This is a genomic window from Secundilactobacillus paracollinoides (assembly GCF_001702155.1).
Taxonomy (GTDB): domain Bacteria; phylum Bacillota; class Bacilli; order Lactobacillales; family Lactobacillaceae; genus Secundilactobacillus; species Secundilactobacillus paracollinoides.
Map to the genome: position 1 here is coordinate 2,386,503 of NZ_CP014912.1, position 25,910 is coordinate 2,412,412.

The window sequence follows — 25,910 nt, forward strand, 5'->3', positions numbered from 1 at the left end:
TATGCTATACTTAATGTGAAATAAGAACATTTTTATTAGGTGGAGAATCTTTTTATGAGTGAAAATAACAAATCAATAGGTGAAACCTTACGTGACGCCAGAATTGCCAAAGGGTATACGCTGGATGATCTGCAACAGACGACCAAGATTCAAAAACGGTATCTGATTGCAATTGAAGACGAAAACTTCTCTGATCTGCCAGGGGACTTTTATGTGCGCGCGTTTATCAAACAGTATGCGGATACAGTTGGACTTGATGGCGGTGAGCTGTTAGACCAGTATGCGGACCAGTTGCCAAGTACGAAAACGCAGGAATACGTTGACCGGGTGAACGAAGAGAATCCCTCGACCCGTTCAGCCCAGCGTCAAGAAGACGACCGGGTCGCAAAGGTCAAACGACAGGTACCAATCGTGATTGCTGTTGTGGTTGTCGTGATCGTGATGGTCGGTATCTGGTTAGCCAGCACTAAACGGTCACAGCAGAGCAGTTCGTCAAACGTGGACTCCAGTTCCGTTTCCGTTTCGGGCAGTTCAAGTGAGTCATCTTCTTCAGCGTCATCAAAGAAGTCCAGCTCGAAGAAGACATCTTCAAGTAGTAAGAAAGCCAACAGCGTATCATTTAAAAAACTGTCTACTTCTGGTTCAACGACCACTTACGAGATGAAAAACGCGCCTTCAACGAAGACCATTACGCTGGCTAGCACAGCAAGCGCCTGGGTCTCAATTACGGCAAGCGGCAGTTCACTTTATTCTGGGACATTGACGGCTAACGCCTCACATTCCGTTAAAGTGAGCGCATCCGCAACTTCTGTGACGATCAATCTAGGAAACGCGCCATCAACGTCAGTGAAAATCGGTGGACACAAGGTGCCGATTTCAACGACGTCAACGTCATCTGCGGCCAGCACCTCGTCAACGACGACTGGCAGTACGACAACGAGCAGTAGTTCGTCTACGACAACATCATCACAAGTCCAAAACATTACAGTTGAATTTAAGTAACACATTGAGGCCGGGAATTGTTGATTCCGTGGTCTCTTTTTGATAACAGTCGGTGATTGGGCTGAAATGTGCTTGTGTAAAAACGACAGACTGTGTAAACTGGAATGAGTATTAAGAGCCGCGAGTGTTAGCAGTGGCTTTCAGGGTGTCAATCCGGCGTCTAGATGCGTCGCAAAACAAATCATGGGGGTCAATGGAATTGAATTTACCAAATAAATTAACCGTAATGCGGATCATCCTAATTCCGATTTTCTTATTATTGTTGGTGTTACCAATGGACTGGGGAACAGTGACCTGGCTGCAAACGGCGATTCCAGTGACACAGATCGTTGCCGCAATCGTGTTTGCGGTGGCGTCGATCACCGACTTTCTCGACGGTCAGATTGCCCGGCGCAATCATTTAGTCACGAATTTCGGCAAGTTTGCGGATCCTTTAGCCGATAAGATGATCGTGATGACCGCATTCATTATTCTGGTTGCTATGGGTAAGGCACCAGCCTGGGTCGTCGCCATTATTGTGTGCCGTGAGTTAGCAGTGACTGGTCTGCGGCTGATTATCGTTGAAAACGACGGTCAGGTGATGGCAGCTGCAATGCCAGGTAAGATCAAGACTTTTTCACAGATGCTGGGGATCATTTTCCTGTTATTAAACAACTGTTTCTTCCAAATCTGGCACTTCCCATTGGGCACGATCCTGCTGTACGTGTGCCTGTTCTTTACGATTTACTCGGGAATCGATTACTTCGTGCAGAATCGAAGTGTGTTCTCGGATTCGTTTAATGAGTAAGAGCGTGGAGGAAAACGGGTGAGGGCGGAGCGTAAGGGACTCTGGCAGAAATGCCTGGTCTTGGCATTTTTGCCAGAGTCCCTTACGCTCCGCCCTCAGTTTTCCGGAACGCGTTTCGGCACGGAAGCCTAGAAAGGTTTTCCAGCGCTGTAACAAAAAAATCAACTCAAACCCTCATAGTGACACCCGAAAAATCGGATGCCACTATGAGGGTTTTACAATCTCCAAATCAATAAAGCACGCAACACCCCATGCTAAGCAAAAATAATCCTACCCGGCCCCAATCATTTCAAAAAATAAAAAAACAATCCCCCAACCAAAACGTCATTATAGGGTAGATGGGTCAATGACGCATCGAACACAAATTCAGACAAACCGAACAATTATCGTGTACACTAGTCGTAGTTGTTTGAGAAAGGAAGAGACCTAGATGAACGCAGAAATTGTTGCCGTTGGTACTGAGTTGCTGCTCGGCCAGATTGCGAATACTAATGGCGCGTATTTGGCCCAAAAATTAGCCGGTATCGGCATTAATGTTTACTACCAAACAGTTGTGGGGGATAATCCTAAACGACTTGAGGCGGTCTTTAAGACGGCTCAGAATCGAAGTGACTTGGTTATCTTGATCGGTGGGTTAGGCCCGACGAAGGATGACCTGACAAAACAGGTTGTGGCACATGCCTTGGGTGAAGACTTGGTCACGGATGAGGATGCACTTGCTAAAATTACTGCCTTTCAGGAACAAAGTGGCCGATTAAACACGCCAAACAATCAGTTGCAGGCATTGAAGTTGGCACATGCAGACACGCTGCCCAACGCAACGGGATTCGCGGTTGGCGATCTTTACCGTGATCCAGATGGCGCTGACGTGGTGTTGTTACCGGGTCCGCCATCGGAATTTACCGTGATGGTCGATCAGCAATTGATGCCGCGGTTGATGGCAAAAGGGACGAACCAAGGTGTCATTTTTTCTAAGGTCATGCGGTTTATTGGCATTGGTGAATCGGAATTGGTGACGAACCTTGGGGATTTGATCGATGCCCAGACCAATCCCACCATTGCCCCCTATGCCAAGGTAGGAGAGGTTACTTTACGCATCACTGCTACGGCGAAGACACAGGCGGAAGCTGAGGACAAAGTCAACGGCATGGTTGAGGACGTTTTAGAACGTGATCGACAATACTTTTACGGCTATGGGGATGATAATTCCCTTGCTCAGGTGGTCGTTCACCAGCTGATAGATGCACAGCTCACAGTCACGGCTGCCGAAAGTTTAACAGCGGGTGAGTTCCAAAGCACTCTGGGAGACGTTCCGGGCGTTTCTGCCGTCTTTCCAGGTGGTTTTGTCACTTACGCAAACGAAGCAAAGGTTTCCCTGCTGTCGATTCCACAGCACATCGTAGATGACTTTGGGGTCGTTAGTGAAGAAACGGCAGTTTGGATGGCGCAGCAGGCAAAGCTCAAACTAGCGACAGACGTTGCTGTTTCGTTCACTGGCGTTGCCGGCCCTGACAAATTGGAAGGCCAACCAGCTGGAACAGTCTGGATCGGTATCGCGTTTAAAGACCAGCCGGCAGAGGCTCACCTGTATCATTTTGCTAACGGTAGGGCGCAGATTCGGCGCAGTTCAGTGCTCACTGGTCTCGACCTTATTCGGCAAAAATTAACGACAGATTAAGATGCGAACTTTTGTTCGATTTTTCTTGCTTTTTACGATAAAAGTCGGTATAGTTTATCTAGTAAATGGCTCATAAGGAGGACTGAAATGGCTGACGAACGACAAGCAGCACTGGATGCTGCGTTAAAGAAAATTGAAAAAAACTTTGGTAAGGGCTCCATCATGCGAATGGGGGATGCTGCTGATACCAAGATCTCAACGATTTCATCAGGTTCCTTGGCATTAGACAATGCCTTGGGAGTTGGGGGTTATCCTCGGGGACGGATCGTTGAAGTGTACGGCCCTGAAAGTTCTGGTAAGACGACGGTGGCGCTTCACGCAGTTGCTGAAGTCCAAAAAGAGGGTGGCACTGCTGCCTATATTGATGCTGAAAACGCATTGGATCCTGCATACGCAACTAACTTAGGCGTTAATATTGATGACCTGTTGTTATCACAACCTGATACTGGTGAACAAGGATTGGAAATTGCCGATGCCTTGGTTTCTAGTGGTGCGGTTGACATGATCGTCGTGGATTCCGTGGCGGCACTTGTACCACGGGCGGAAATTGATGGCGAAATGGGTGACGCCCACGTTGGGCTGCAGGCCCGGTTGATGTCACAGGCATTGCGTAAACTGTCTGGAACAATCAACAAGACCCACACGATTGCGATTTTTATTAACCAAATTCGTGAAAAAGTTGGGGTCATGTTTGGTAATCCTGAAACCACGCCTGGTGGTCGGGCACTGAAATTCTACGCCACTGTGCGGCTTGAAATTCGGCGTGCTGAACAGATCAAAGAGGGCACCGATATTATCGGGAACCGAGTTCGGATCAAAGTCGTCAAGAACAAGGTAGCACCGCCATTTAAGCGTGCCGAAGTCGATATCATGTATGGCTCAGGAATCTCTCAAACGGGTGAACTGGTCGACATGGCTGTTGAAAAAGAAATTATCAACAAGTCTGGGTCATGGTATTCTTACGGTGATGATCGAATCGGCCAAGGCCGTGAAAATGCTAAGGGTTACTTAGCGGACCACCCAGAAGTAATGGCTGAGATCACAAGCAAGGTTCGAGCTGCCTATAACATGGACGGTGAGGACGCCGAGGCGTCGACTGACGAAAGTGACGTCGAAACGTTGGATATCGATACTGAAGATGCAAAATAAAGCAACACCCTAAGAGACGCCCACTTTTCCAATCAGAAAAGTGGGCGTCTCTTTTTCGTAGATTCAGTTTTGCTTACCAAGCAAATCTCATGTAATTTTCATTTTTTTAGAGTTATTTAGGGTCTAATCTGAGAAATCGTGGTAATTGTGGTCTCCAGAGAGGATGTTTTATTGACACACCTATTTAGAAACATTAGAATACTAGTTGTGTCAATAATCATTAACATCTAAAAAATTACTGATTTATCAATCACCATTTTGGATGATGCGGAGGTGGAATCATGAGTATTCCGGAAATAATCCTCGCAATCATCGCTATCGTTGTAGGTGCTGTTATCGGATACGTCCTGCATAAGTCCGTTTACGAACGCAAGTTGGACGCGGCTCACGAAACAGCACAGGGAATTTTAGCAGATGCGAAAAAGCAGGCTGAGACTGATACTAAAGAAACGCTTTTAGAGGCGAAAGAGGACAGTCATCGTTACCGATCAGAAGCAGAAAAGGATCTTAAGCGGCAACGCAACGAGATTCAAAAGCAGGAAGATCGCGTGTTACAACGAGAAGAAGCACTTGATCGTAAAGATAACGCTTTTCAAAAGCGGGAAGATGCTCTTGAACGCAAGGAAAATAAGTTGAGTTCAGAGCAGCAAAAAGTTGCTAAATTACAACAGCAAGCAGACTCCCTTATTCAAAAACGGCAAGATGCCGTTGAAGAAGCAGCTGCGCTTTCACAAGAGGAAGCACAGTCCCTGATTATTAACGAAGCTAAGGAGACTTTAGCTTCGGAACGCGCCAAGATGATCAAAGAATCCACTCAGCAAGCAGCCCAAGAGGCTGATGCAAAAGCGAAGGACTTGATCGTTCAGGCGATTCAACGTAGCGGTGCGGACATGGTTTCCGACACAACGGTTTCCGTGGTCACACTGCCTAATGACGATATGAAAGGCCGGATTATTGGGCGTGAAGGGCGCAATATTCGGACGTTAGAAACCTTAACCGGCATCGATTTAATTATTGATGACACCCCGGAAGCAGTCGTTTTAAGCGGCTTTGACCCATTACGGCGAGAAGTTGCCAAGATTGCGCTTGAAAAGTTAATTCAGGATGGCCGGATTCACCCAGCTCGAATTGAAGAGATGGTTGAAAAGGCGCGCAAAGAACTGGATGAACGCATTCAGGACCTTGGCGAGCAAACGGTTTTTGATCTCGGGATTCATTCAATGCATCCCGCACTGATCAAGCTCGTAGGCCAAATGAATTACCGGGTTTCGTATGGTCAAAATGTGTTAACACATGCAGTTGAAGTTGCAAAACTTTCAGGGATTTTTGCAGCTGAATTAGGTGAGGATGTAACGCTAGCAAAACGCGCAGGATTATTACACGATATTGGTAAAGCGGTTGAAAATGATGTTGAAGAATCTCACGTACAGATCGGCGTTGACTTAGCTAAGAAATACAAGGAAAGCCCAGTGGTGATCGATGCCATTGCTTCCCATGATGAAACGAGCGAATCGCACTACATTATTTCAGAGTTAGTGGGGGCCGCAAACGTTATCTCAGCAAGTCGTCCAGGTGCACGAAGCGACTCCTTAGAGAGCTTCATTCACCGTTTGGAACGATTAGAATCAATTGCCGACGAGTTCGATGGTGTTCAAAAATCATTTGCAATTCAGGCGGGCCGAGAAGTTCGCGTCATTGTTAAACCAAATAAAATTTCAGATTTAGACGCTGTGACACTGGCGCACGACATTAAGGAAAAGATTGAGTCTGACATGGATTATCCAGGTCATATCAAGGTTTCCGTCATTCGTGAAGTGCGATCGGTAGCGTACGCAAAATAATGTGGAATAACCAGGAAATGAGGTTGCTGGCTCGTGATGAGCTGGTGGCCTTGTTTTTTTGATTTTGTTTTGGAAAGTTGGCGGGGGTGTTGGCTAGTTGGTAGTGAAATTGTGTCTATCTGGGGATGTGGTATGGGACGGTGGGGGTATGCAGTCGTTTGAGGCTGTTCTTTTGGATAAAGGGGCGGATTATGTTGGCTCATCGCTTATTTGGCGTCCAAACGTGCTCCGAAAGGCAGAGGGCTCCTGTGTAAGACACGCTTGCAAAAATGCCAGGTTCGGGCATTTCTGCAAGCGTGTCTTACACTCCGCCCTCTAACCGCCTTTCTCCGCACTCTATTTTTCCATCCACCCCCAAACCATGTTAAAATAGTCCAATACGATGATATAAAACAATTAGATTAGAGGATCAGTATGCGATTATTATTTATTGGTGACGTTGTGGGTGACCGCGGTGTTCACATGATTGAGACCTATTTACCTCAGTTGAAACGGGATTACAAGCCACAGGCGACGATTGTGAACGGTGAGAATTCCACACCAGTTGGGCGGGGCATCAGTCAGGCAATATACAAGACGTTGCTTGCTAGCGGCGCCGACGTTGTCACCATGGGGAATCACACCTGGGATAACAAAGAAATTTTTGAATTTATTGACGGCACAACGAAATTAGTCCGGCCTGCCAACTATCCCGGCAAAGATGTGCCTGGCCGCGGGTGGACACAATTGAAGGTCAATCAAGCGACACTTGCTGTGATCAATCTTCAAGGACGGGTGTTCTTGCCACCATTGGATGATCCGTTTACGGCAGCTGATGCGTTAGTGACCGAAATTCGGAAAACGACCCCCATTATCTTTTTAGATTTTCATGCTGAAGCCACGAGTGAAAAACGCGCGATGGCGACCTATCTTCAGGGAAAGGTGTCCGCAGTTGTTGGGACGCACACCCACGTACAGACCACGGATGGTCAGATCTTACCTGGTGGGACAGCATTTATGACGGATGCCGGGATGACTGGCCCTGATAACGGCATTCTTGGCATGCAGTCAGAGGGTGTCATCAGTCGGTTCCTGACGCAACGGCCAACGCGGTACGTTGTTGATGAAGATGAAAAAAGCATTTTATCAGGATGTGTGATCGATATTAATGATCAAAATGGCCAAGCAACAAAAATTAAGCCGATTTTGATCAGTGATGCGCATCCCTATTTTAATTAAGAGGTGAAGAGCTTGCCCTCAGCAGCAAAACAAACACCAATGATGGTGCAATATCAAGAAATTAAAGACCAGTACCCGGATGCTTTTTTGTTTTACCGGATCGGTGACTTCTATGAACTATTTAACGATGATGCCATCAAAGGCTCGCAATTATTGGAATTAACGCTGACTTCTCGAAGTCACAACGCAAGTGCTGAAAATCAAATTCCAATGTGTGGCGTGCCTCACCGGGCAGCTCAAAACTACGTCGATATTTTAGTCGATAAGGGCTATAAAGTGGCCATTTGTGAGCAGGTGGAAGATCCGAAACTCGCTGAAGGAATGGTGAAACGGGAAGTCATTCAACTGGTGACACCTGGTACCCAGACCGACACTGGAATCGGTGATGCGAAACGCAATAACTACCTGACCGCGTTGACAAAGACTGCCACAGACTACGGGTTTGCCTATGCTGACCTGTCGACGGGTGAACTTAAAGTGGCCAGTCTCAAAAACTTTGAAGCGGTTGTCAATGAAGTCATGAGTTTACAAACGAAGGAAATCGTTGTTGACCAAAGTGTTACGGATGACGAACGTCAGCAAATCAGCCAGATTGGCATCCTGGTTTCTCATCAGGACGATGTGACGGAACAGTCGGAACTGAGCTACTTAACTCAGGATGTGACAGATGTGGCACAAAATGCTGTTTTAAAGCATCTGTTAACGTACATTGTGACCACGCAAAAGCGTAGTCTAGCGCATTTGCAGCGTGCGGTCGTCTATCAACCATCTTATTTTTTAAAAATGGATCACTATTCCCAGCGAAATCTGGAGTTGACACAAAATATTCGCACCGGCAAGAAATCCGGCACGTTACTGTGGTTACTGGATGAAACGCGAACTGCCATGGGTGGTCGGTTGCTTAAACAGTGGCTTGACCGTCCGTTGGTGACGCGTGACGAGATCCTTGCTCGACAGCATAAAGTGGGGGCTTTGGTCACCCAATATTTTGAACGTCATAACCTGCAAGAGGAACTGACGAAGGTTTACGATCTGGAGCGGCTTGCTGGTCGGGTCGCTTTTGGGAGTGTAAACGGGCGTGACCTGATTCAGCTGAAAACGTCGCTGAACCAGATTCCTAAGATTCAACACGTTCTAGGGGAGTTTGAGGACGGCACGTTTGACGATATTTTAAATAATTTGGATCCTAACGATGACGTTGCGGATGCCATCGAACAGGCTATTATCGAGGACCCGCCGATTTCTGTGACGGACGGCGGCATTATCAAGGATGGATACGATGATCAGTTAGACACCTATCGTGAAGCCATGCATAACGGGAAACAATGGTTAGCAGAGATGGAGGCTTCGGAACGCCAGGCCACCGGTATCAATAATTTAAAGATTGGCTATAACCGGGTGTTTGGCTACTACATCGAAGTGACGAAGGTCAATCTTAGCAAGCTGCCGGAGGGGCGCTATGAACGCAAACAGACCCTGACCAATTCAGAGCGGTTTACTACGCCGGAACTGAAGGAAAAGGAACGGCTGATTTTGGAAGCTGAGGAAAAATCAACTGACCTTGAGTACCAACTGTTTGTTAAATTGCGCGAAATGGTCAAGCAAAATATTCAACGCATCCAGACGTTAGCGCACGCGGTGGCGGAACTAGATGTGCTGCAAAGTTTTGCGGACGTCAGTGAAAAATACCGCTTCGTTGCCCCAACACTGACCAAGGGTGGCCATCAACTTCGAATTATTGAGGGGCGGCACCCGGTCGTTGAAAAGGTGTTAGGGCGGCAAAAATACGTCCCAAACGATATTTTGATGGATGATCAAACGACCATTCTGCTGATTACTGGTCCCAACATGTCTGGGAAGAGTACTTACATGCGACAGCTAGCATTAACTGTGATTCTTGCGCAGATGGGGTGTTTTGTCCCCGCTAAGAGTGCCACAATGCCAATTTTTGACCAGATTTTCACCAGAATTGGGGCAGCAGATGACCTGATCTCCGGTGAAAGTACGTTCATGGTCGAAATGAAGGAAGCTAATGAAGCACTTGCGAACGCGTCCGCTAATTCGCTGATCCTCTTTGACGAGATTGGACGCGGGACGGCGACCTATGACGGGATGGCATTGGCGCAGGCGATTATTGAGTTTGTGCATAATCGGGTTCACGCCAAAACGCTCTTTTCGACTCATTACCACGAATTAACGGTTTTGGAAGAGAGTTTGCCAGAGTTGAAAAACGTGCACGTTGGCGCGGTTGAAAAAGATGGCGAATTAGTCTTCCTGCACCAGATGCAAAATGGTCCTGCTGATAAGTCTTACGGGATCCATGTAGCGAAACTTGCTGGGTTGCCTGATAGTTTGCTGACGCGAGCAGACCAGATTTTGACCCGGTTAGAGACTAAGGATGATCAGGATAAGCCCATCGTTGCCGCAACTTCAAGCGAGGCACAGTCGGTGGAGGATGTCCCGGCTAAAACGGTCGAAGAGCAGAAAAGAACAACTGTTCGGGAATCGGAAAATGAGGCCCTTACACCTAAAATTGATGATGGCGAGGATACACAACTGTCACTCTTTGGGACGCCTGAACCAACGAAGAAGCGTACTGAAGCTGATCAGTTGCTAAAACAGCTCAAGTCGCTTAATCTAATGGCACTAACGCCAATGGAAGTCATGAATCAAGTTTACAAGTGGCAGCAACAAGCCACCAAGAAAAAATAGAAACGGTACGATGAGAAGGTGAGAGAATGCCGCAAATTCACGAATTATCATCAACACTAGTGGATCAGATCGCAGCTGGTGAAGTTATCGAGCGGCCGGCATCAGTTGTCAAAGAATTAGTTGAAAACGCAATTGACGCGGGTAGTCACGAAATCGATATCATTGTTGAAGAGGCTGGGTTAAAACGAATCCAGGTGATCGATGATGGCAGCGGCATTGCCAATGATGAGGTGACGCTGGCATTCAAACGACACGCCACCAGCAAAATAACGGATCGTAAGGATCTTTTCCGCGTTCACTCGTTGGGGTTTCGTGGTGAGGCGCTGCCAAGTATTGCGTCGGTTGCTGACGTTGTGATGGTCACGTCCACCGGCGGCGAAGGCACTGAGATCCACATCAGCGGTGGTCAAACGAAGACCCAAAAGCCCGCAGAGGCGCGCCGGGGGACGGACATCACAGTGACGGACCTGTTCTTTAACGTGCCAGCCCGATTGAAGTATTTAAAATCGTTGAATACAGAACTGGCTAAGATCGTTGATATCGTTAATCGATTGGCATTTGGCCACCCGGACATTTCATTTTCACTTGCGAATAACGGGCGTGAAATGATGCGGACGGCGGGTCGCGGCGACCTTCTGCAGGTCATCGGCAACGTCTATGGCCTTAACAAGGCGAATAAGATGTTGGCCATCAAGGGCAAGGATGCTGATTTTAAAGTTAGCGGTTACGTGTCCCTGCCAGAACTGACGCGGGCGAACCGGGCCTACATGTCAGTACTATTGAACGGCAGGTACATTAAAAACTATGCCCTAACAAAAGCCATCATTGCCGGCTACGGATCGAAATTAATGGTCGGTCGCTATCCTTTGGCCGTGGTTAACATTGAAATGGATCCGTTACTCGTTGATGTTAACGTTCACCCAACGAAGCAGGAAGTCCGTATCAGTAAGGAACCGCAGCTCTCTGAAGTGATTAGCGAGGCGATTCGTCGGCAGCTTGCGAATCAGAATTTGATTCCGGATGCGTTAAGTAATCTTCAAGGTAGCGATGAACCGCAGCTCGACACGCAAAAATTAGCTGGTGACTTGGAAGCTATTTCGCGGGCCAATGCTAATTTAGTGACACGTCAGTCGCAACCTGAGGCCCCGAAGAATCCGTTATGGTCTGCCGGACTGACCGTGAGCGCGGCACCGGAGACTCAATTACCAGTACCGGAAGATCGCACGGCGTCGGCTGCCCCACAACCACCAGAATTTGATGCTGATGATGGCACAGTCGATCCCATTATGATCACCGATAAGGCGCAATTGCAGTCTGACACGCTGGCTGATTTTGATCAGAAGTATCAAAACACAAGTGCCGGCCCGTTTACTTTAGAAACGACATCAGGATCTGAGCGCACTACGGATGACGAGGCACCTTCAGCACAACCGGCAAACGAAACGGATCTGTTTTCTGAGCGAAAGGAACGGTTCCCTGAATTGACCTATATTGGCCAATACCATGGGACGTATTTATTGGCACAGTCACCTGATGGGCTCTACATCATGGATCAACATGCTGCTCAGGAACGGGTCAATTATGAGTATTACCGCAAGGCCATCGGGGAGGTTGCCGATGATCAGCAGCGGTTGCTGGTGCCCATTGTGTTAGACTACGCCACTTCAGACATGTTGAAAATTATGGACCAAGTGGACATGTTAGCGAGTGTGGGTCTGCATCTAGAACAATTCGGACCAAACAGCATCATTGTGCGGCAACACCCGACTTGGTTTAAGGCAGGTCAGGAGTCCGATACGATCAAAGAAATGATCGACTGGGTGCTTCGAGATGGTCATTTAACGGTTGCCCAATTCCGCGAAAAGACGGCTATTATGATGAGCTGTAAGCGGGCAATTAAGGCGAACCACCACTTGGACGACCAACAGGCAAATGCCTTAATGGTGCATCTAAAGTCAGCAGAAAACCCGTTTAACTGCCCCCACGGCCGGCCAGTGTTGATTCATTTTACCGACACAGACATGGAAAGAATGTTCAAACGCATTCAAGATTCGCATACGTCGCAAAGGGCGGATGAGGCCTAGAGTGTGGAGCAAGGCGGTTAAGGGGCAGAATGTAACGGACTCTGGCAGAAATGCCCGAACTTGGCATTTTTGCCAGAGTCCGTTACATGGCCGCCCCTTGCCTTGCGGAACATGTTTCGGCACAGAGGCCAAGCAAGCCAGCAGCCATACGCATTCGGCTGATAAAACACGCGGTCCGGTTCTGACTTTTTGGTCAGCGTCCGTTACACGTTAGCCTTGCGGAACACGTTTCGACACGGAGGCCAAGCAAGCCAGCAGCCATACCCACCCAGCTGATAAGTCCGAATCGACTTTCCATTCAGACGCTGCGATAAGGTAACCTGCTACTTTATGACTCAATAAAACATAATTAGACAGTGTTATCTCAAAACACCCCCCTAAAGCCACAGATGTTTCACCATCCACGGCCTTAGGGGGGTGTTTATATCACCATTTTCCCAATGCGAACAACGCGACAGGTTGCGGTTTCTGAGACAGTCTTAAAAAAATCCCTCGTTTTACAAGAATTTCGTGCGCATGGGGCGAGTCTTTGGTAAAATTAGAGTGTCAATTTGAAATCGGAAAGGGGATTCTCATGGAGGAATCACAATTAATCGGAATCATTAATCGACTGAAAGCAATGCAGGAAGATGCTGGTGACGAACCACAACCACGGCGCTTCGAAGTTAACGGTGTTGAACAGGCTCAGGTGACGTATCATTCCGAAACGAAAACGTACACGTTGGATGAATATCAGGGCAAGGAACATTTTGAGTTTGATAACATTGATTTAGTAGCAATTGAATTGTTTGAGTTACTGACCAATAATTAACGAAAAACTATGGGCAACCATAGTTTTTGTTTTATCATTTTCATTACTTATATGTATCATTTTCATTACTTATATGTATCAGTTTCGTTAATGAGTTGTGAAGTTTTTTCAAAGAAGTTAGCGTGAAATTGCTATTTCGGTAAGATTAGATATAATGGCATTTGTTAACTCTAACGTGGAGGCATTGGATTATGTCGGGAAAGATCAAGGGGTCAACGAATAAGCTGAATACGGTGTTTGGGTTCTACTTATTAGTTGTCCTATTATTTTGTGTGAAGACGTATATCGCCTATCAGACAGAATTTACATTGGGGGCCAAGGGGAGCGTGCAGCAGTTCCTGTTGGCGATTAACCCCATACCTGCTGCACTGCTGTTATTTGGCATCGCACTTTATTTCCGGGGACGATTAGTTTACTGGTTAATGATTGTTATTGACCTGATTCAGTCAATTTGGATCTTTGCGAACATCATTTACTATCGTGAATTTTCTGATTTCCTAACTTTTAGTGTGATCAAAGGCTCTGGGGACGTGCAAAACAACCTTGGGAAGAGTATTGGTCAGATTATTAGACCAACGGATTTCCTGGTATTCTTGGATATTATCGTGTTAGTTGTCCTATTACTGACACACGTGATCCGAGTTGATGTTCGGCCATTTAAACGCCGGTATGCGCTAGTCTTATCCGTGCTCGCCTTTTCGTTAATGGGTGCTGAATACGGGATGGCCAATGCGGACCGTTCCGGGTTATTGACCAGAACATTTGACAATAATTACATTGTGAAGTACTTAGGGTTAAACGAATATGCGGCGTTTAATGCGTATCAAACGCAAAAGGAAAGTGCGACGCGAGCACACGCAAATGCCAGTGATCTCACGAGTGTTAAGAAATTCGTGAACCGTAACCGAGTGAGTCCGAATGTGAAGTATTACGGGCAGGCTAAGGGTAAAAACGTCATTATCATTCATTTGGAAAGTTTCCAGCAATTCTTGATCAATTATAAGGTGGATGGTAAGGAAGTTACCCCTAACTTAAACAAGTTCTATAAGAACAAAAATACCCTGAGTTTTGACAATTTCTACAACCAGGTTGCCCAAGGGAAGACCTCAGATGCAGAAATGATGCTTGAAAACTCGTTGTATGGGTTGCCTCAAGGGTCAGCGATGACCACCTATGGGACGCAGAACACGTTCCAAGCTGCACCAGCGATCTTAAGCCAAAAGGGGTATACCACGGCTGCATTCCATGGGGATGTGCCAAGTTTCTGGAACCGAGATAATACCTATAAATCGTGGGGGTATGAATATTTCTTTAGTTCTAGTTACTATAAAACGAAACCTGATTATTCAGTTGGCTATGGGTTAAAGGATAAGATCTTCTTTAAGCAGGCGTCACAGTACCTCGATCAGTTACCACAACCGTTTTATGCGAAGCTGATTACGCTGACGAACCACTACCCGTATGAATTGGATAAGCAAAATACCGATTTCCCAGCTACCAAGACTGGTGATAAGACGGTTGATCCCTATGTGCAAACGGCGCACTACCTAGATGAAGCATTTGGTGAATTTTTGACGTACCTCAAGACTTCGGGATTGTACAAAAACAGTGTCATTATGCTCTATGGAGATCATTATGGGATATCGGATAACCACCGGGCTGCGATTGCACATCTGTTAGGCAAAAAGAGCGTGAATGAGTACGATCTGGCGCAGTTCCAGAAAGTACCATTAATGATTCATTCTGCCGGCCTTAAAGGTGGTATCGACCACACGTATGGTGGCGAGATCGATGTCTTACCTACGTTGATGGATCTGTTAGGCGTTAAGGACAACAATACGATTCAGTTCGGGCAAGATCTTCTGTCGAACAAGCGGAATCAAGTTGTTGCTTTCCGTGATGGGGACTTTGTCACACCGAAGTATACCAAGGTTGGCAGTACCGTCTATCAAACGTCGACGGGAAAGAAACTTACGTTGACGAGTCAGCAAAAGAAACAGATTACTAAATTGCAAAACTATGTGACGACGGAACTCTCGTTGTCTGATCGGGTCATCGAAGGGGATCTCTTACGGTTCTATACGCCAAAAGGGTTCACTAAGGTGAATAAGAAAGACTATAACTACAAGTACATCAATGGAATGGCTAAGTTGAAGGCTGCTGAAAAGAAGTATCCAACTAGCGTGCTTGCTAAACGCAATGGCAAGGCAGTTCCATATAAGACGGATGCACCTGAGTTGAAGTAACTGTGGCAACACAGTTGGTGAAAAACTGGCTACCTCTATAAGAAGGTAGCCAGTTTTTTTTGCGGTCTGGTTGTGGCTAACTTTGGCCAGAAGTTTCAGGACTAAACAGGTTGAGTTTAAATTTGTAGCTAGCACGAGTAAAGCGTGACTAGGCAGACTTACTTAGTTCGTGTGGGCTTTCATGTCATTAAAGCTAGTAATGGTTGAGAGGCGATAAAATTACGTATAGCGGGGTGTACCTGTGGCAATCTCGATCGTTACTAGTTGCTTATTAAAGTCAGAATGAAATTATTGAGGCAAATTCTCAAAAAAGTTGTAAACAGGCTTGACCTGAATGGAATTAGTTGATAAGATAATATGCGTTGTTGAAAAACAGCAAGCGAGAGCTCGAATAATTATTCAACAGATTCATTGAATTAGTCGTTGACAAGTTATGCGAGTTGGTAGTAAGCTGTTCTAGTCGGACAAGTTTGAATTAATAAATATTCAAAACGTTGCTTGACAGATATGACAGCATTTGCTAAACTAATAAAGTTCGTTGCTGATATAGCAAGGATTTAGTTAGCAAATTGCAGATTGGTTTTAATTGGAAATGTGAATTTGAATTAAATAATTATTCAAATTCATGGTTGACACGTTAAAATCGAGATGCTATAATGATTAAGTTGTTGGCTATCAACGCTAACAAGATATGTAGACCTTTGAAAACTGAACGAAGTTTTGTTTCACAAAGTGCAGGGCATCTCAACTGTAAGTTGAGATCAAATGTAATTTGCGAACGTCAATTCGCTTATTAACAATGTAACAACAAATGAGTCACAAACAATCATAAAATGAGAGTTTGATCCTGGCTCAGGATGAACGCTGGCGGCGTGCCTAATACATGCAAGTCGAACGCATCCCGCTAAATGAAGTGCTTACACGGATTTTAACATCGGATGAGTGGCGAACTGGTGAGTAACACGTGGGTAACCTGCCCAGAAGCAGGGGATAACACTTGGAAACAGGTGCTAATACCGTATAACAACAAAAACCGCATGGTTTTTGTTTGAAAGGTGGTTTCGGCTATCACTTCTGGATGGACCCGCGGCGTATTAGCTAGTTGGTGGAGTAACGGTTCACCAAGGCAATGATACGTAGCCGACCTGAGAGGGTAATCGGCCACATTGGGACTGAGACACGGCCCAAACTCCTACGGGAGGCAGCAGTAGGGAATCTTCCACAATGGACGAAAGTCTGATGGAGCAACGCCGCGTGAGTGAAGAAGGTTTTCGGATCGTAAAACTCTGTTGTTGAAGAAGAACACGTTTGAGAGTAACTGTTCAGACGTTGACGGTATTCAACCAGAAAGCCACGGCTAACTACGTGCCAGCAGCCGCGGTAATACGTAGGTGGCAAGCGTTATCCGGATTTATTGGGCGTAAAGCGAGCGCAGGCGGTTACTTAAGTCTGATGTGAAAGCCTTCGGCTTAACCGGAGAAGTGCATCGGAAACTGGGTAACTTGAGTGCAGAAGAGGACAGTGGAACTCCATGTGTAGCGGTGAAATGCGTAGATATATGGAAGAACACCAGTGGCGAAGGCGGCTGTCTGGTCTGTAACTGACGCTGAGGCTCGAAAGCATGGGTAGCGAACAGGATTAGATACCCTGGTAGTCCATGCCGTAAACGATGAATGCTAGGTGTTGGAGGGTTTCCGCCCTTCAGTGCCGCAGCTAACGCATTAAGCATTCCGCCTGGGGAGTACGACCGCAAGGTTGAAACTCAAAGGAATTGACGGGGGCCCGCACAAGCGGTGGAGCATGTGGTTTAATTCGAAGCTACGCGAAGAACCTTACCAGGTCTTGACATACTGTGCTAACCTAAGAGATTAGGCGTTCCCTTCGGGGACGCAGATACAGGTGGTGCATGGCTGTCGTCAGCTCGTGTCGTGAGATGTTGGGTTAAGTCCCGCAACGAGCGCAACCCTTATTGTCAGTTGCCAGCATTTAGTTGGGCACTCTGGCGAGACTGCCGGTGACAAACCGGAGGAAGGTGGGGATGACGTCAAGTCATCATGCCCCTTATGACCTGGGCTACACACGTGCTACAATGGATGGTACAACGAGTTGCGAACTCGCGAGAGCAAGCTAATCTCTTAAAGCCATTCTCAGTTCGGACTGTAGGCTGCAACTCGCCTACACGAAGTCGGAATCGCTAGTAATCGCGGATCAGCATGCCGCGGTGAATACGTTCCCGGGCCTTGTACACACCGCCCGTCACACCATGAGAGTTTGCAACACCCAAAGTCGGTTCGGTAACCTTCGGGAGCCAGCCGCCTAAGGTGGGGCAGATGATTAGGGTGAAGTCGTAACAAGGTAGCCGTAGGAGAACCTGCGGCTGGATCACCTCCTTTCTAAGGAATAATACGGAAGCCCTGCACTGAGACAAAACTTTGTTTAGTTTTGAGAGGTCTACTCTCAAACCGTAACGCTTTTGGGCCTATAGCTCAGCTGGTTAGAGCGCACGCCTGATAAGCGTGAGGTCGATGGTTCGAGTCCATTTAGGCCCACTCAACAAATCAAGCGGTTTGTTATGGGGAATTAGCTCAGATGGGAGAGCACCTGCTTTGCAAGCAGGGGGTCAGCGGTTCGATCCCGCTATTCTCCATTGACTCGTAAGAGTCATAAGAATTGGTTCTTTGAAAACTAGATAATATCAATTTTCTTTTATTAATTAATAATTTCATTAATTAAGCCGAGAACACCGCGTTATTTTGAGCTTTTTATTAGTAGTTAAACTACTTCGCATATACTCAATTAACTGAAATCACGTTAGTGATTTAGGTTAAGTTAACAAGGGCGCATGGTGAATGCCTTGGCACTAGGAGCCGATGAAGGACGGGACTAACACCGATATGCTTCGGGGAGCTGTACGTAAGCTTTGATCCGGAGATTTCCGAATGGGGAAACCCAGCCATTTTAACCGATGGTTATTGCTTAGTGAATACATAGCTAAGTAAAGGCAGACGTGGGGAACTGAAACATCTAAGTACCCACAGGAAGAGAAAGCAATTGCGATTCCCATAGTAGCGGCGAGCGAAGTGGGAACAGCCCAAACCAGGAAGCTTGCTTCCTGGGGTTGTAGGACTGAACATTTGAGTTACCAAAGTTGTTGGTAGTTGAACAGGTTGGGAAGCCTGGCCAAAGAGGGTGATAGCCCCGTAAATGAAACCAATAACCCTCAGTTCAGGATCCTGAGTACGGCCAGACACGTGAAACCTGGTCGGAATCAGGGAGGACCATCTCCCAAGGCTAAATACTCCCTAGTGACCGATAGTGAACCAGTACCGTGAGGGAAAGGTGAAAAGCACCCCGGAAGGGGAGTGAAATAGTTCCTGAAACCATGTGCCTACAATTAGTTGGAGCCCGTTAATGGGTGACAGCGTGCCTTTTGTAGAATGAACCGGCGAGTTACGCTAACATGCAAGGTTAAGTTGAAAAGACGGAGCCGTAGCGAAAGCGAGTCTGAAACGGGCGTTTCAGTACGTTGGTGTAGACCCGAAACCAGGTGACCTACCCATGTCCAGGGTGAAGGTGCGGTAAAACGCACTGGAGGCCCGAACCCGTGTACGTTGAAAAGTGCTGGGATGAGGTGTGGGTAGCGGTGAAATTCCAAACGAACTTGGAGATAGCTGGTTCTCTCCGAAATAGCTTTAGGGCTAGCCTCGGAATTGAGAATCGTGGAGGTAGAGCCACTGTTTGGACTAGGGGCCCGTCATGGGTTACTGAATTCAGATAAACTCCGAATGCCACAGATTTATATCCGGGAGTCAGACGGTGAGTGATAAGATCCATCGTCGAAAGGGGAACAGCCCAGACCACCAATTAAGGTCCCTAAGTGTATCCTAAGTGGAAAAGGCGGTGGAGTTGCATAGACAGTTAGGATGTTGGCTCAGAAGCAGCCACCATTTAAAGAGTGCGTAATAGCTCACTAGCCGAGTGATTTTGCGCCGAAAATGTACCGGGGCTAAGGATACCACCGAAATTGTGGATGTGACCATTAGGTCACGTGATAGGAGAGCGTTCTAAGGGCGGTGAAGCTAGATCGTAAGGACTAGTGGAGCGCTTAGAAGTGAGAATGCCGGTATGAGTAGCGAAAGATCAGTGAGAATCTGATCCACCGAATGACTAAGGTTTCCTGGGGAAGGCTCGTCCTCCTAGGGTTAGTCGGGACCTAAGCTGAGGCCGAGAGGCGTAAGCGATGGCTAACAGGTTGAGATTCCTGTACTAGTAAAGTGTGTTTGAACGATGGAGGGACGCAGGAGGCTAAGCCGTGCGCACGATTGGAAATATGCGTTCAAGCAGTAAGTCAGGTTACCAGTTAAATGCTGGCAGCCGGGTTGACAAGCTGTGATGAGGACCGAATTTAAGTAGGGAAGTGGCCGACGTCACACTGCCGAGAAAAGCTTCTAGTGAATACTTTATTACCCGTACCGCAAACCGACACAGGTAGTCGAGGAGAGTATCCTAAGGTGTGCGAGTGAACTCTTGTTAAGGAACTCGGCAAAATGACCCCGTAACTTCGGGAGAAGGGGTGCTGCACGCAAGTGCAGCCGCAGTGAAAAGGCTCAGGCGACTGTTTATCAAAAACACAGGTTTCTGCAAAATCGTAAGATGACGTATAGGGGCTGACGCCTGCCCGGTGCTGGAAGGTTAAGTGGATGAGTTAGCTTCGGCGAAGCCCAGAAATGAAGCCCCAGTAAACGGCGGCCGTAACTATAACGGTCCTAAGGTAGCGAAATTCCTTGTCGGGTAAGTTCCGACCCGCACGAAAGGCGTAACGATCTGAGCACTGTCTCAACAAGAGACTCGGTGAAATTATAGTACCTGTGAAGATGCAGGTTACCCGCGACAGGACGGAAAGACCCCATGGAGCTTTACTGTAGCTTGATATTGGGTGTTGACACAACTTGTACAGGATAGGTCGGAGCCGTAGAGGCCGGAACGCTAGTTTCGGCAGAGGCGCTGGTGGGATACGACCCTTGTTGTGTGAACACTCTAACCCGCACCACTTAGCGTGGTGGGAGACAGTGTCAGGTGGGCAGTTTGACTGGGGCGGTCGCCTCCTAAAAAGTAACGGAGGCGCCCAAAGGTTCCCTCAGAATGGTTGGAAATCATTCGTAGAGTGTAAAGGCAGAAGGGAGCTTGACTGCGAGACAGACAGGTCGAGCAGGGACGAAAGTCGGGCTTAGTGATCCGGTGGTACCGTATGGAAGGGCCATCGCTCAACGGATAAAAGCTACCCTGGGGATAACAGGCTTATCTCCCCCAAGAGTCCACATCGACGGGGAGGTTTGGCACCTCGATGTCGGCTCATCGCATCCTGGGGCTGTAGTCGGTCCCAAGGGTTGGGCTGTTCGCCCATTAAAGCGGTACGCGAGCTGGGTTCAGAACGTCGTGAGACAGTTCGGTCCCTATCCGTCGCGGGCATAGGAAATTTGAGAGGAGCTGTTCCTAGTACGAGAGGACCGGAATGGACACACCGCTGGTGTATCAGTTGTGCCGCCAGGCGCATTGCTGAGTAGCTATGTGTGGATGAGATAAACGCTGAAAGCATCTAAGTGTGAAACTCGCCTCAAGATGAGATTTCCCATTCCTTTATGGAAGTAAGACCCCTGAGAGATGATCAGGTAGATAGGCTAGAAGTGGAAGTCCAGTGATGGATGGAGCGGACTAGTACTAATCGGTCGAGGACTTAACCAAGTAAGAAAACGGTGATTTCCGGTAGGAAAACGATATTATCTAGTTTTGAGAGCACCAGTTCTCAATAGTGTGGTGGCGATAGCCTGAAGGATACACCTGTTCCCATGCCGAACACAGAAGTTAAGCTTCAGCACGCCAAGAGTAGTTGGGGGATCGCCCCCTGCGAGGGTAGGACGTTGCCACGCTATCATTCATGGAGGATTAGCTCAGTTGGGAGAGCGTCTGCCTTACAAGCAGAGGGTCACAGGTTCGAGCCCTGTATCCTCCATTGAGCCGTTAGCTCAGTTGGTAGAGCATCTGACTTTTAATCAGAGGGTCGACAGTTCGAGCCTGTCACGGCTCATTACCGAGAGAAATTTCGGATCTCTACACCCATTAATTTATTGAGTTGCCGACTTAGCTCAGTTGGTAGAGCACCTGTCTTGTAAACAGGGGGTCGGAAGTTCGAATCTTCTAGTCGGCATTTAACAGAATATGCGGAAGTAGTTCAGTGGTAGAACATCACCTTGCCATGGTGGGGGTCGCGGGTTCGAATCCCGTCTTCCGCTTTTGCCAAAAACGCCGGGGTGGCGGAATTGGCAGACGCACAGGACTTAAAATCCTGCGGTCAGTGATGACCGTACCGGTTCGATCCCGGTCCTCGGCATTGTTACAATTTAATATTTTGCACCCATAGCGCAATTGGATAGAGTGTCTGACTACGAATCAGAAGGTTGTAGGTTCGACTCCTACTGGGTGCATTGAGCGGGAAGTAGCTCAGCTTGGTAGAGCACCTGGTTTGGGACCAGGGGGTCGCAGGTTCGAATCCTGTCTTCCCGATTTAAATAAATAGTTTCATCTTTATTTAAACACCATCGCGGTGTAGCTCAGCTGGCTAGAGCGTCCGGTTCATACCCGGGAGGTCGAGGGTTCGATCCCCCCCGCCGCGATTGATCATTAGTGCTCGGACCTTTAGCTCAGTTGGTTAGAGCAGACGGCTCATAACCGTCCGGTCGTAGGTTCGAATCCTACAAGGTCCATTAACTTGGGTCTTTACTATGGTCAAGTAATGTTATATCATTGTTATTGTATCTTATGGAGGATTACCCAAGTCTGGCTGAAGGGAACGGTCTTGAAAACCGTCAGGTGGGTCAAACCACGCGAGAGTTCGAATCTCTCATCCTCCTTTTTATTATCGCGGGATGGAGCAGTCTGGTAGCTCGTCGGGCTCATAACCCGAAGGTCGTTGGTTCAAATCCAGCTCCCGCAATTATTTCTAAATATCTATTTGGTTCGTTGGTCTAGTTGGTTTAGGACGCCTGCCTGTCACGCAGGAGATCACGAGTTCGAGTCTCGTACGAACCGCTTTTATGGCTCGGTAGCTCAGTTGGTAGAGCAACGGATTGAAGCTCCGTGTGTCGGCGGTTCGATTCCGTCCCGCGCCATTAATAAAACAACGCCAATAGAAATACCAAATGCGGGTATAGTTTAGTGGTAAAACCACAGCCTTCCAAGCTGTTGTCGCGAGTTCGATTCTCGTTACCCGCTTTTTGGGCCTATAGCTCAGCTGGTTAGAGCGCACGCCTGATAAGCGTGAGGTCGATGGTTCGAGTCCATTTAGGCCCATTGGAGAAATACTCAAGTGGCTGAAGAGGCGCCCCTGCTAAGGGTGTAGGTCGCGTAAGCGGCGCGAGAGTTCGAATCTCTCTTTCTCCGTTGTTTCATTAATAGTTAAGTCATTTTATAAATGACCCGTTGGTCAAGTGGTTAAGACACCGCCCTTTCACGGCAGTAACATGGGTTCGAATCCCGTACGGGTCATAAAAATAATATTATCGCGGGATGGAGCAGTCTGGTAGCTCGTCGGGCTCATAACCCGAAGGTCGTTGGTTCAAATCCAGCTCCCGCAATTTGGTCCGTTGGTCTAGTTGGTTTAGGACGCCTGCCTGTCACGCAGGAGATCACGAGTTCGAGTCTCGTACGGACCGTCAGTAAACGATGAATGTGAGTTCATCGTTTTTTTGGTGCGCCCGGCATGGGCGCCAACTAGACGGTGAAAGTCCGTTGCGGGCCGTAGTAGTCGGAACCGCAAGTCAATGACAAGGGTGTCCATCGTGAGGTGGAATCTGAAGGAAGTCGGCGACAAAGTACCGCATTGATGTACAAGAATCAGCTATAAGGCTGTGTTGGTCGGACGAGGTTGCCAAACAAACCAAAGTCCAATACTACTCGAGGCCATCGCAGTAAAGCTGGCAATGACATGGTACGAAAGTGGGCGTTCTTACCCGGGGAGGCCTGTATCGTACGTTCCCGACAAGAGGCGCGCTAAGCGCCACAGGAACAAACATCGCAGTGATGTGGTGCAGAACGATACAGGAGTCAGCCGAGGCCATAGTAGTGGTATCTGCCACGAAGGGCTGAACAATAATAGGTCATCATTGATATTGGAGGTGGAGACAGTGCAACAACCGCAGAATACAGAAAAAGCTGACCGCCGGCGGACAGTAGGACTGGAAGCCCAAGAACAAGTCGGGGTGCGTAGCACTGACTCTGGTGAAAATACGATGATGAACGGCACTAAGTTTCAAGAGTTAGTCTTAGACCGAAATAACCTGAACGAGGCTTATCTTCGCGTCTGCAGAAACAAAGGTGCAGCAGGACTAGACGGAATGACCGTTGACGAACTGTTGCCCTACTTGAGGAAACATAAACAGGAATTACTGCAAGCTTTACAAAACGAGACCTATCGGCCTCGTCCCGTTAAGCGGGTTGAAATTCCAAAACCTAATGGTGGTAAACGCAAGCTCGGAATACCAACTGTGATTGACCGACTTGTTCAACAAGCCATGGCGCAAGTCATGGTGCCAACATTTGAGCGTGTCTTCTCAGATAATAGTTTTGGGTTCCGACCGAATCGAAGTGCTAAAGATGCCATTGATAGAGTGGTTCAGTTCTACAATCAGGGCTATCACTATGTCGTGGATCTCGATTTAAAAGCATACTTCGATACGGTCAACCACGATCTGCTTATTAAATTTATTGAGCAGTATATTACGGATCCATGGATACTGCATCTCATTCGTCGCTTCCTAACCAGCGGTGTCATGAATGGTGGTCTATTTGAACGAAGTGATAAAGGCACCCCTCAAGGTGGCCCCTTATCGCCACTTTTGGCTAACATTTATCTCAACGAACTGGATAAGCTGTTAACTTCCAGAGGTCATAAGTTTGTCCGCTATGCGGACGATTGTAATATTTATGTCCGAAGCAAACGTGCTGGAGAACGGGTTCTGACTAATGTTACTCGCTTTCTTGAAGGCGACCTAAAGGTCACCGTCAATGAGGACAAGACATCAGTAAGTTCGCCTCTGCGGGCCAAGTTCCTGGGATTTTCCTTGGGGGTTGGTCGAGGAGGTGCGTATGCGCGACCTGCTTGGCAGGCCAAGCAACGCATCAAGTCTGCACTCAGGAAAATGACCAAGCGCAATCGGGGCGTTTCGTTAAACCTGGTGTTTAACGAGATTCATCAAAAGATGCGTGGGTGGTTACAGTACTATTCGGTCGGGAAAATGACCAATTTTATCCGTCACTTAGACGAATGGTTGCGAGCAAGGATTCGCCAGTATATTTGGAAACAGTGGAAGAAGCTCAAAACAAAGGTCAATCATCTTGTAAAACTGGGGCTTTCTGGCACCAGTGCTTATACAATGGCCAATACCCGTAAGGGTTATTGGCGAACTGCGCATAGCAAGACATTGACCTATACTCTGACAAACAAAAGACTGGAACGCCTTGGACTCATCAATATGAGCAAGACACTCCAGTCAATACAAAGTGCTTAAATTATTGAACCGCCGTATACGGAACCGTACGTACGGTGGTGTGAGAGGTCGGTAATTGAATTAATCAATTACCTCCTACTCGATTTCAAAAATAAGCATGGCAGCTAACTTAGGAATGCTGCCATGCTTATTTCAAAAAACTGGCCACCTTTAGACGTATTGTAAGCAGTAGATAACCGACCGTATTCAAATCAACTCTAAAATGATTTACGATTACCTCATCAAATAAAATTGGTGAGGTAATTTTTTATGACTGAAAAACCTGATATTGTTCAAATTCGCATGGGTCAAACGCCACAGTCGCAACCAACGGTTACGACGAAAGCAATGCACATCAAAGTCGGCACCAACAAATCTGTCATTATCTACAATCACATTAATGGTTATATTTTAGATGCATTCCTAAAGGCGGTGTTTAGCGATGATAATCGATCAAAATAAGCTTCATCAGATCTTTCTGGTCTGCGGAAAAACAGATTTAAGAAAAGGAATTGATGGTCTAGCTGGGGTGGTTCAAGATCAATTTGATTTGGACCCATATAACAGCGCGTTATATTTGTTCTGCGGGAGTCGTAAAGACCGATTCAAAGCACTGTACTGGGATGGTGACGGATTCCTGTTATTATACAAACGAATTGAGAATGGTCGACTCCAATGGCCAGTTGATCAAGCTGCAATTCGTAAGCTAAATCCCAAACAGTTACTTCGTCTCCTGAGCGGGTGGTCGCTGGAGTCGACCATTCATCAAGTGAACCCACCGGGTCACAAAAAATAGCTTTTAAACCCGTTTAGCGAGTGGTAAACTCATTTCAACAACTC

The 25,910-nt window shown here is 47.3% G+C and carries 13 protein-coding genes, 21 tRNA genes and 3 rRNA genes; all 37 read left to right on the forward strand.

Going from position 1 to position 25,910, the window contains the following annotated elements; all coding sequences use genetic code 11:
* Positions 1 to 54 precede the first annotated feature (54 nt).
* Positions 55 to 1,002 carry a helix-turn-helix domain-containing protein gene (locus tag AYR61_RS10320; protein ID WP_054711333.1) on the forward strand — a complete coding sequence of 316 codons (948 nt, stop codon included), beginning with the start codon at positions 55 to 57 and terminating at the stop codon, positions 1,000 to 1,002.
* Positions 1,003 to 1,201: 199 nt separating this feature from the next.
* Positions 1,202 to 1,789 carry a CDP-diacylglycerol--glycerol-3-phosphate 3-phosphatidyltransferase gene (gene pgsA, locus AYR61_RS10325; protein WP_054711340.1) on the forward strand — a complete coding sequence of 196 codons (588 nt, stop codon included), beginning with the start codon at positions 1,202 to 1,204 and terminating at the stop codon, positions 1,787 to 1,789.
* 430 nt (positions 1,790 to 2,219) lie between these two features.
* Positions 2,220 to 3,467, forward strand: a complete 1,248-nt coding sequence (locus AYR61_RS10330) for a competence/damage-inducible protein A (protein WP_054711335.1) — start codon at positions 2,220 to 2,222, stop codon at positions 3,465 to 3,467.
* 87 nt (positions 3,468 to 3,554) lie between these two features.
* On the forward strand, positions 3,555 to 4,616 hold the full coding sequence (gene recA / locus AYR61_RS10335; protein WP_054711336.1) for a recombinase RecA: 1,062 nt from the start codon (positions 3,555 to 3,557) through the stop codon (positions 4,614 to 4,616).
* 281 nt (positions 4,617 to 4,897) lie between these two features.
* A complete protein-coding gene (rny, locus tag AYR61_RS10340; protein WP_056987758.1) occupies positions 4,898 to 6,457 on the forward strand; it encodes a ribonuclease Y in 1,560 nt (519 codons plus the stop codon).
* Positions 6,458 to 6,871: 414 nt separating this feature from the next.
* Positions 6,872 to 7,675: a TIGR00282 family metallophosphoesterase gene (locus tag AYR61_RS10345; protein ID WP_056987757.1), complete on the forward strand. Its 804-nt coding sequence runs from the start codon at positions 6,872 to 6,874 to the stop codon at positions 7,673 to 7,675.
* A gap of 12 nt (positions 7,676 to 7,687) precedes the next feature.
* Complete coding sequence (mutS, locus tag AYR61_RS10350; protein ID WP_404814629.1) at positions 7,688 to 10,387, forward strand: DNA mismatch repair protein MutS; 2,700 nt, start codon at positions 7,688 to 7,690, stop codon at positions 10,385 to 10,387.
* Positions 10,388 to 10,413: 26 nt separating this feature from the next.
* Positions 10,414 to 12,471: a DNA mismatch repair endonuclease MutL gene (gene mutL, locus AYR61_RS10355; RefSeq protein ID WP_065902906.1), complete on the forward strand. Its 2,058-nt coding sequence runs from the start codon at positions 10,414 to 10,416 to the stop codon at positions 12,469 to 12,471.
* Positions 12,472 to 13,045: 574 nt separating this feature from the next.
* Positions 13,046 to 13,282 (forward strand): YkuJ family protein, encoded by a 237-nt coding sequence (locus AYR61_RS10360; protein ID WP_054711338.1) that lies wholly within the window; start codon positions 13,046 to 13,048, stop codon positions 13,280 to 13,282.
* Between the two features lie 191 nt (positions 13,283 to 13,473).
* The gene (locus tag AYR61_RS10365) at positions 13,474 to 15,528 is read left to right on the forward strand and encodes an LTA synthase family protein (protein WP_065902908.1); all 2,055 of its coding nucleotides are present in this window, start codon (positions 13,474 to 13,476) and stop codon (positions 15,526 to 15,528) included.
* Between the two features lie 829 nt (positions 15,529 to 16,357).
* Positions 16,358 to 17,921, forward strand: a 16S ribosomal RNA gene (locus AYR61_RS10370).
* Between the two features lie 82 nt (positions 17,922 to 18,003).
* Positions 18,004 to 18,077, forward strand: a tRNA-Ile gene (locus tag AYR61_RS10375).
* 25 nt (positions 18,078 to 18,102) lie between these two features.
* Positions 18,103 to 18,175, forward strand: a tRNA-Ala gene (locus tag AYR61_RS10380).
* Between the two features lie 175 nt (positions 18,176 to 18,350).
* A 23S ribosomal RNA gene (locus AYR61_RS10385) occupies positions 18,351 to 21,270 on the forward strand.
* Positions 21,271 to 21,338: 68 nt separating this feature from the next.
* A 5S ribosomal RNA gene (gene rrf, locus AYR61_RS10390) occupies positions 21,339 to 21,455 on the forward strand.
* The 16S, 23S and 5S rRNA genes sit together here with 21 tRNA genes alongside, the layout of an rRNA operon.
* Before the next feature lie 10 nt (positions 21,456 to 21,465).
* Positions 21,466 to 21,538, forward strand: a tRNA-Val gene (locus AYR61_RS10395).
* 2 nt (positions 21,539 to 21,540) lie between these two features.
* A tRNA-Lys gene (locus tag AYR61_RS10400) sits at positions 21,541 to 21,613 on the forward strand.
* Between the two features lie 47 nt (positions 21,614 to 21,660).
* Positions 21,661 to 21,733, forward strand: a tRNA-Thr gene (locus AYR61_RS10405).
* Between the two features lie 13 nt (positions 21,734 to 21,746).
* Positions 21,747 to 21,818, forward strand: a tRNA-Gly gene (locus tag AYR61_RS10410).
* A gap of 12 nt (positions 21,819 to 21,830) precedes the next feature.
* A tRNA-Leu gene (locus AYR61_RS10415) sits at positions 21,831 to 21,916 on the forward strand.
* A 20-nt stretch (positions 21,917 to 21,936) separates the two neighbouring features.
* Positions 21,937 to 22,010: transfer RNA gene (locus AYR61_RS10420), tRNA-Arg, on the forward strand.
* A 5-nt stretch (positions 22,011 to 22,015) separates the two neighbouring features.
* Positions 22,016 to 22,089 (forward strand) — tRNA-Pro (locus AYR61_RS10425).
* 36 nt (positions 22,090 to 22,125) lie between these two features.
* A tRNA-Met gene (locus tag AYR61_RS10430) sits at positions 22,126 to 22,199 on the forward strand.
* Positions 22,200 to 22,215: 16 nt separating this feature from the next.
* Positions 22,216 to 22,289, forward strand: a tRNA-Ile gene (locus AYR61_RS10435).
* Positions 22,290 to 22,346: 57 nt separating this feature from the next.
* A tRNA-Ser gene (locus AYR61_RS10440) sits at positions 22,347 to 22,436 on the forward strand.
* 9 nt (positions 22,437 to 22,445) lie between these two features.
* Positions 22,446 to 22,519, forward strand: a tRNA-Met gene (locus tag AYR61_RS10445).
* Positions 22,520 to 22,539: 20 nt separating this feature from the next.
* Positions 22,540 to 22,614 (forward strand) — tRNA-Asp (locus AYR61_RS10450).
* Between the two features lie 7 nt (positions 22,615 to 22,621).
* Positions 22,622 to 22,694: transfer RNA gene (locus AYR61_RS10455), tRNA-Phe, on the forward strand.
* Positions 22,695 to 22,726: 32 nt separating this feature from the next.
* Positions 22,727 to 22,797, forward strand: a tRNA-Gly gene (locus AYR61_RS10460).
* Between the two features lie 4 nt (positions 22,798 to 22,801).
* A tRNA-Ile gene (locus tag AYR61_RS10465) sits at positions 22,802 to 22,875 on the forward strand.
* Between the two features lie 2 nt (positions 22,876 to 22,877).
* A tRNA-Ser gene (locus AYR61_RS10470) sits at positions 22,878 to 22,965 on the forward strand.
* 33 nt (positions 22,966 to 22,998) lie between these two features.
* A tRNA-Glu gene (locus tag AYR61_RS10475) sits at positions 22,999 to 23,070 on the forward strand.
* A 15-nt stretch (positions 23,071 to 23,085) separates the two neighbouring features.
* Positions 23,086 to 23,159, forward strand: a tRNA-Met gene (locus AYR61_RS10480).
* Between the two features lie 3 nt (positions 23,160 to 23,162).
* Positions 23,163 to 23,237: transfer RNA gene (locus AYR61_RS10485), tRNA-Asp, on the forward strand.
* A 471-nt stretch (positions 23,238 to 23,708) separates the two neighbouring features.
* The gene (gene ltrA / locus AYR61_RS10490) at positions 23,709 to 25,091 is read left to right on the forward strand and encodes a group II intron reverse transcriptase/maturase (RefSeq protein WP_065900954.1); all 1,383 of its coding nucleotides are present in this window, start codon (positions 23,709 to 23,711) and stop codon (positions 25,089 to 25,091) included.
* Between the two features lie 249 nt (positions 25,092 to 25,340).
* Positions 25,341 to 25,532 carry a hypothetical protein gene (locus tag AYR61_RS10495; RefSeq protein WP_065901350.1) on the forward strand — a complete coding sequence of 64 codons (192 nt, stop codon included), beginning with the start codon at positions 25,341 to 25,343 and terminating at the stop codon, positions 25,530 to 25,532.
* Complete coding sequence (tnpB, locus tag AYR61_RS10500; RefSeq protein ID WP_065901706.1) at positions 25,513 to 25,866, forward strand: IS66 family insertion sequence element accessory protein TnpB; 354 nt, start codon at positions 25,513 to 25,515, stop codon at positions 25,864 to 25,866. Before AYR61_RS10495 ends, tnpB begins: the two co-directional genes overlap by 20 nt.
* The last annotated feature ends 44 nt before the right edge of the window (positions 25,867 to 25,910 follow it).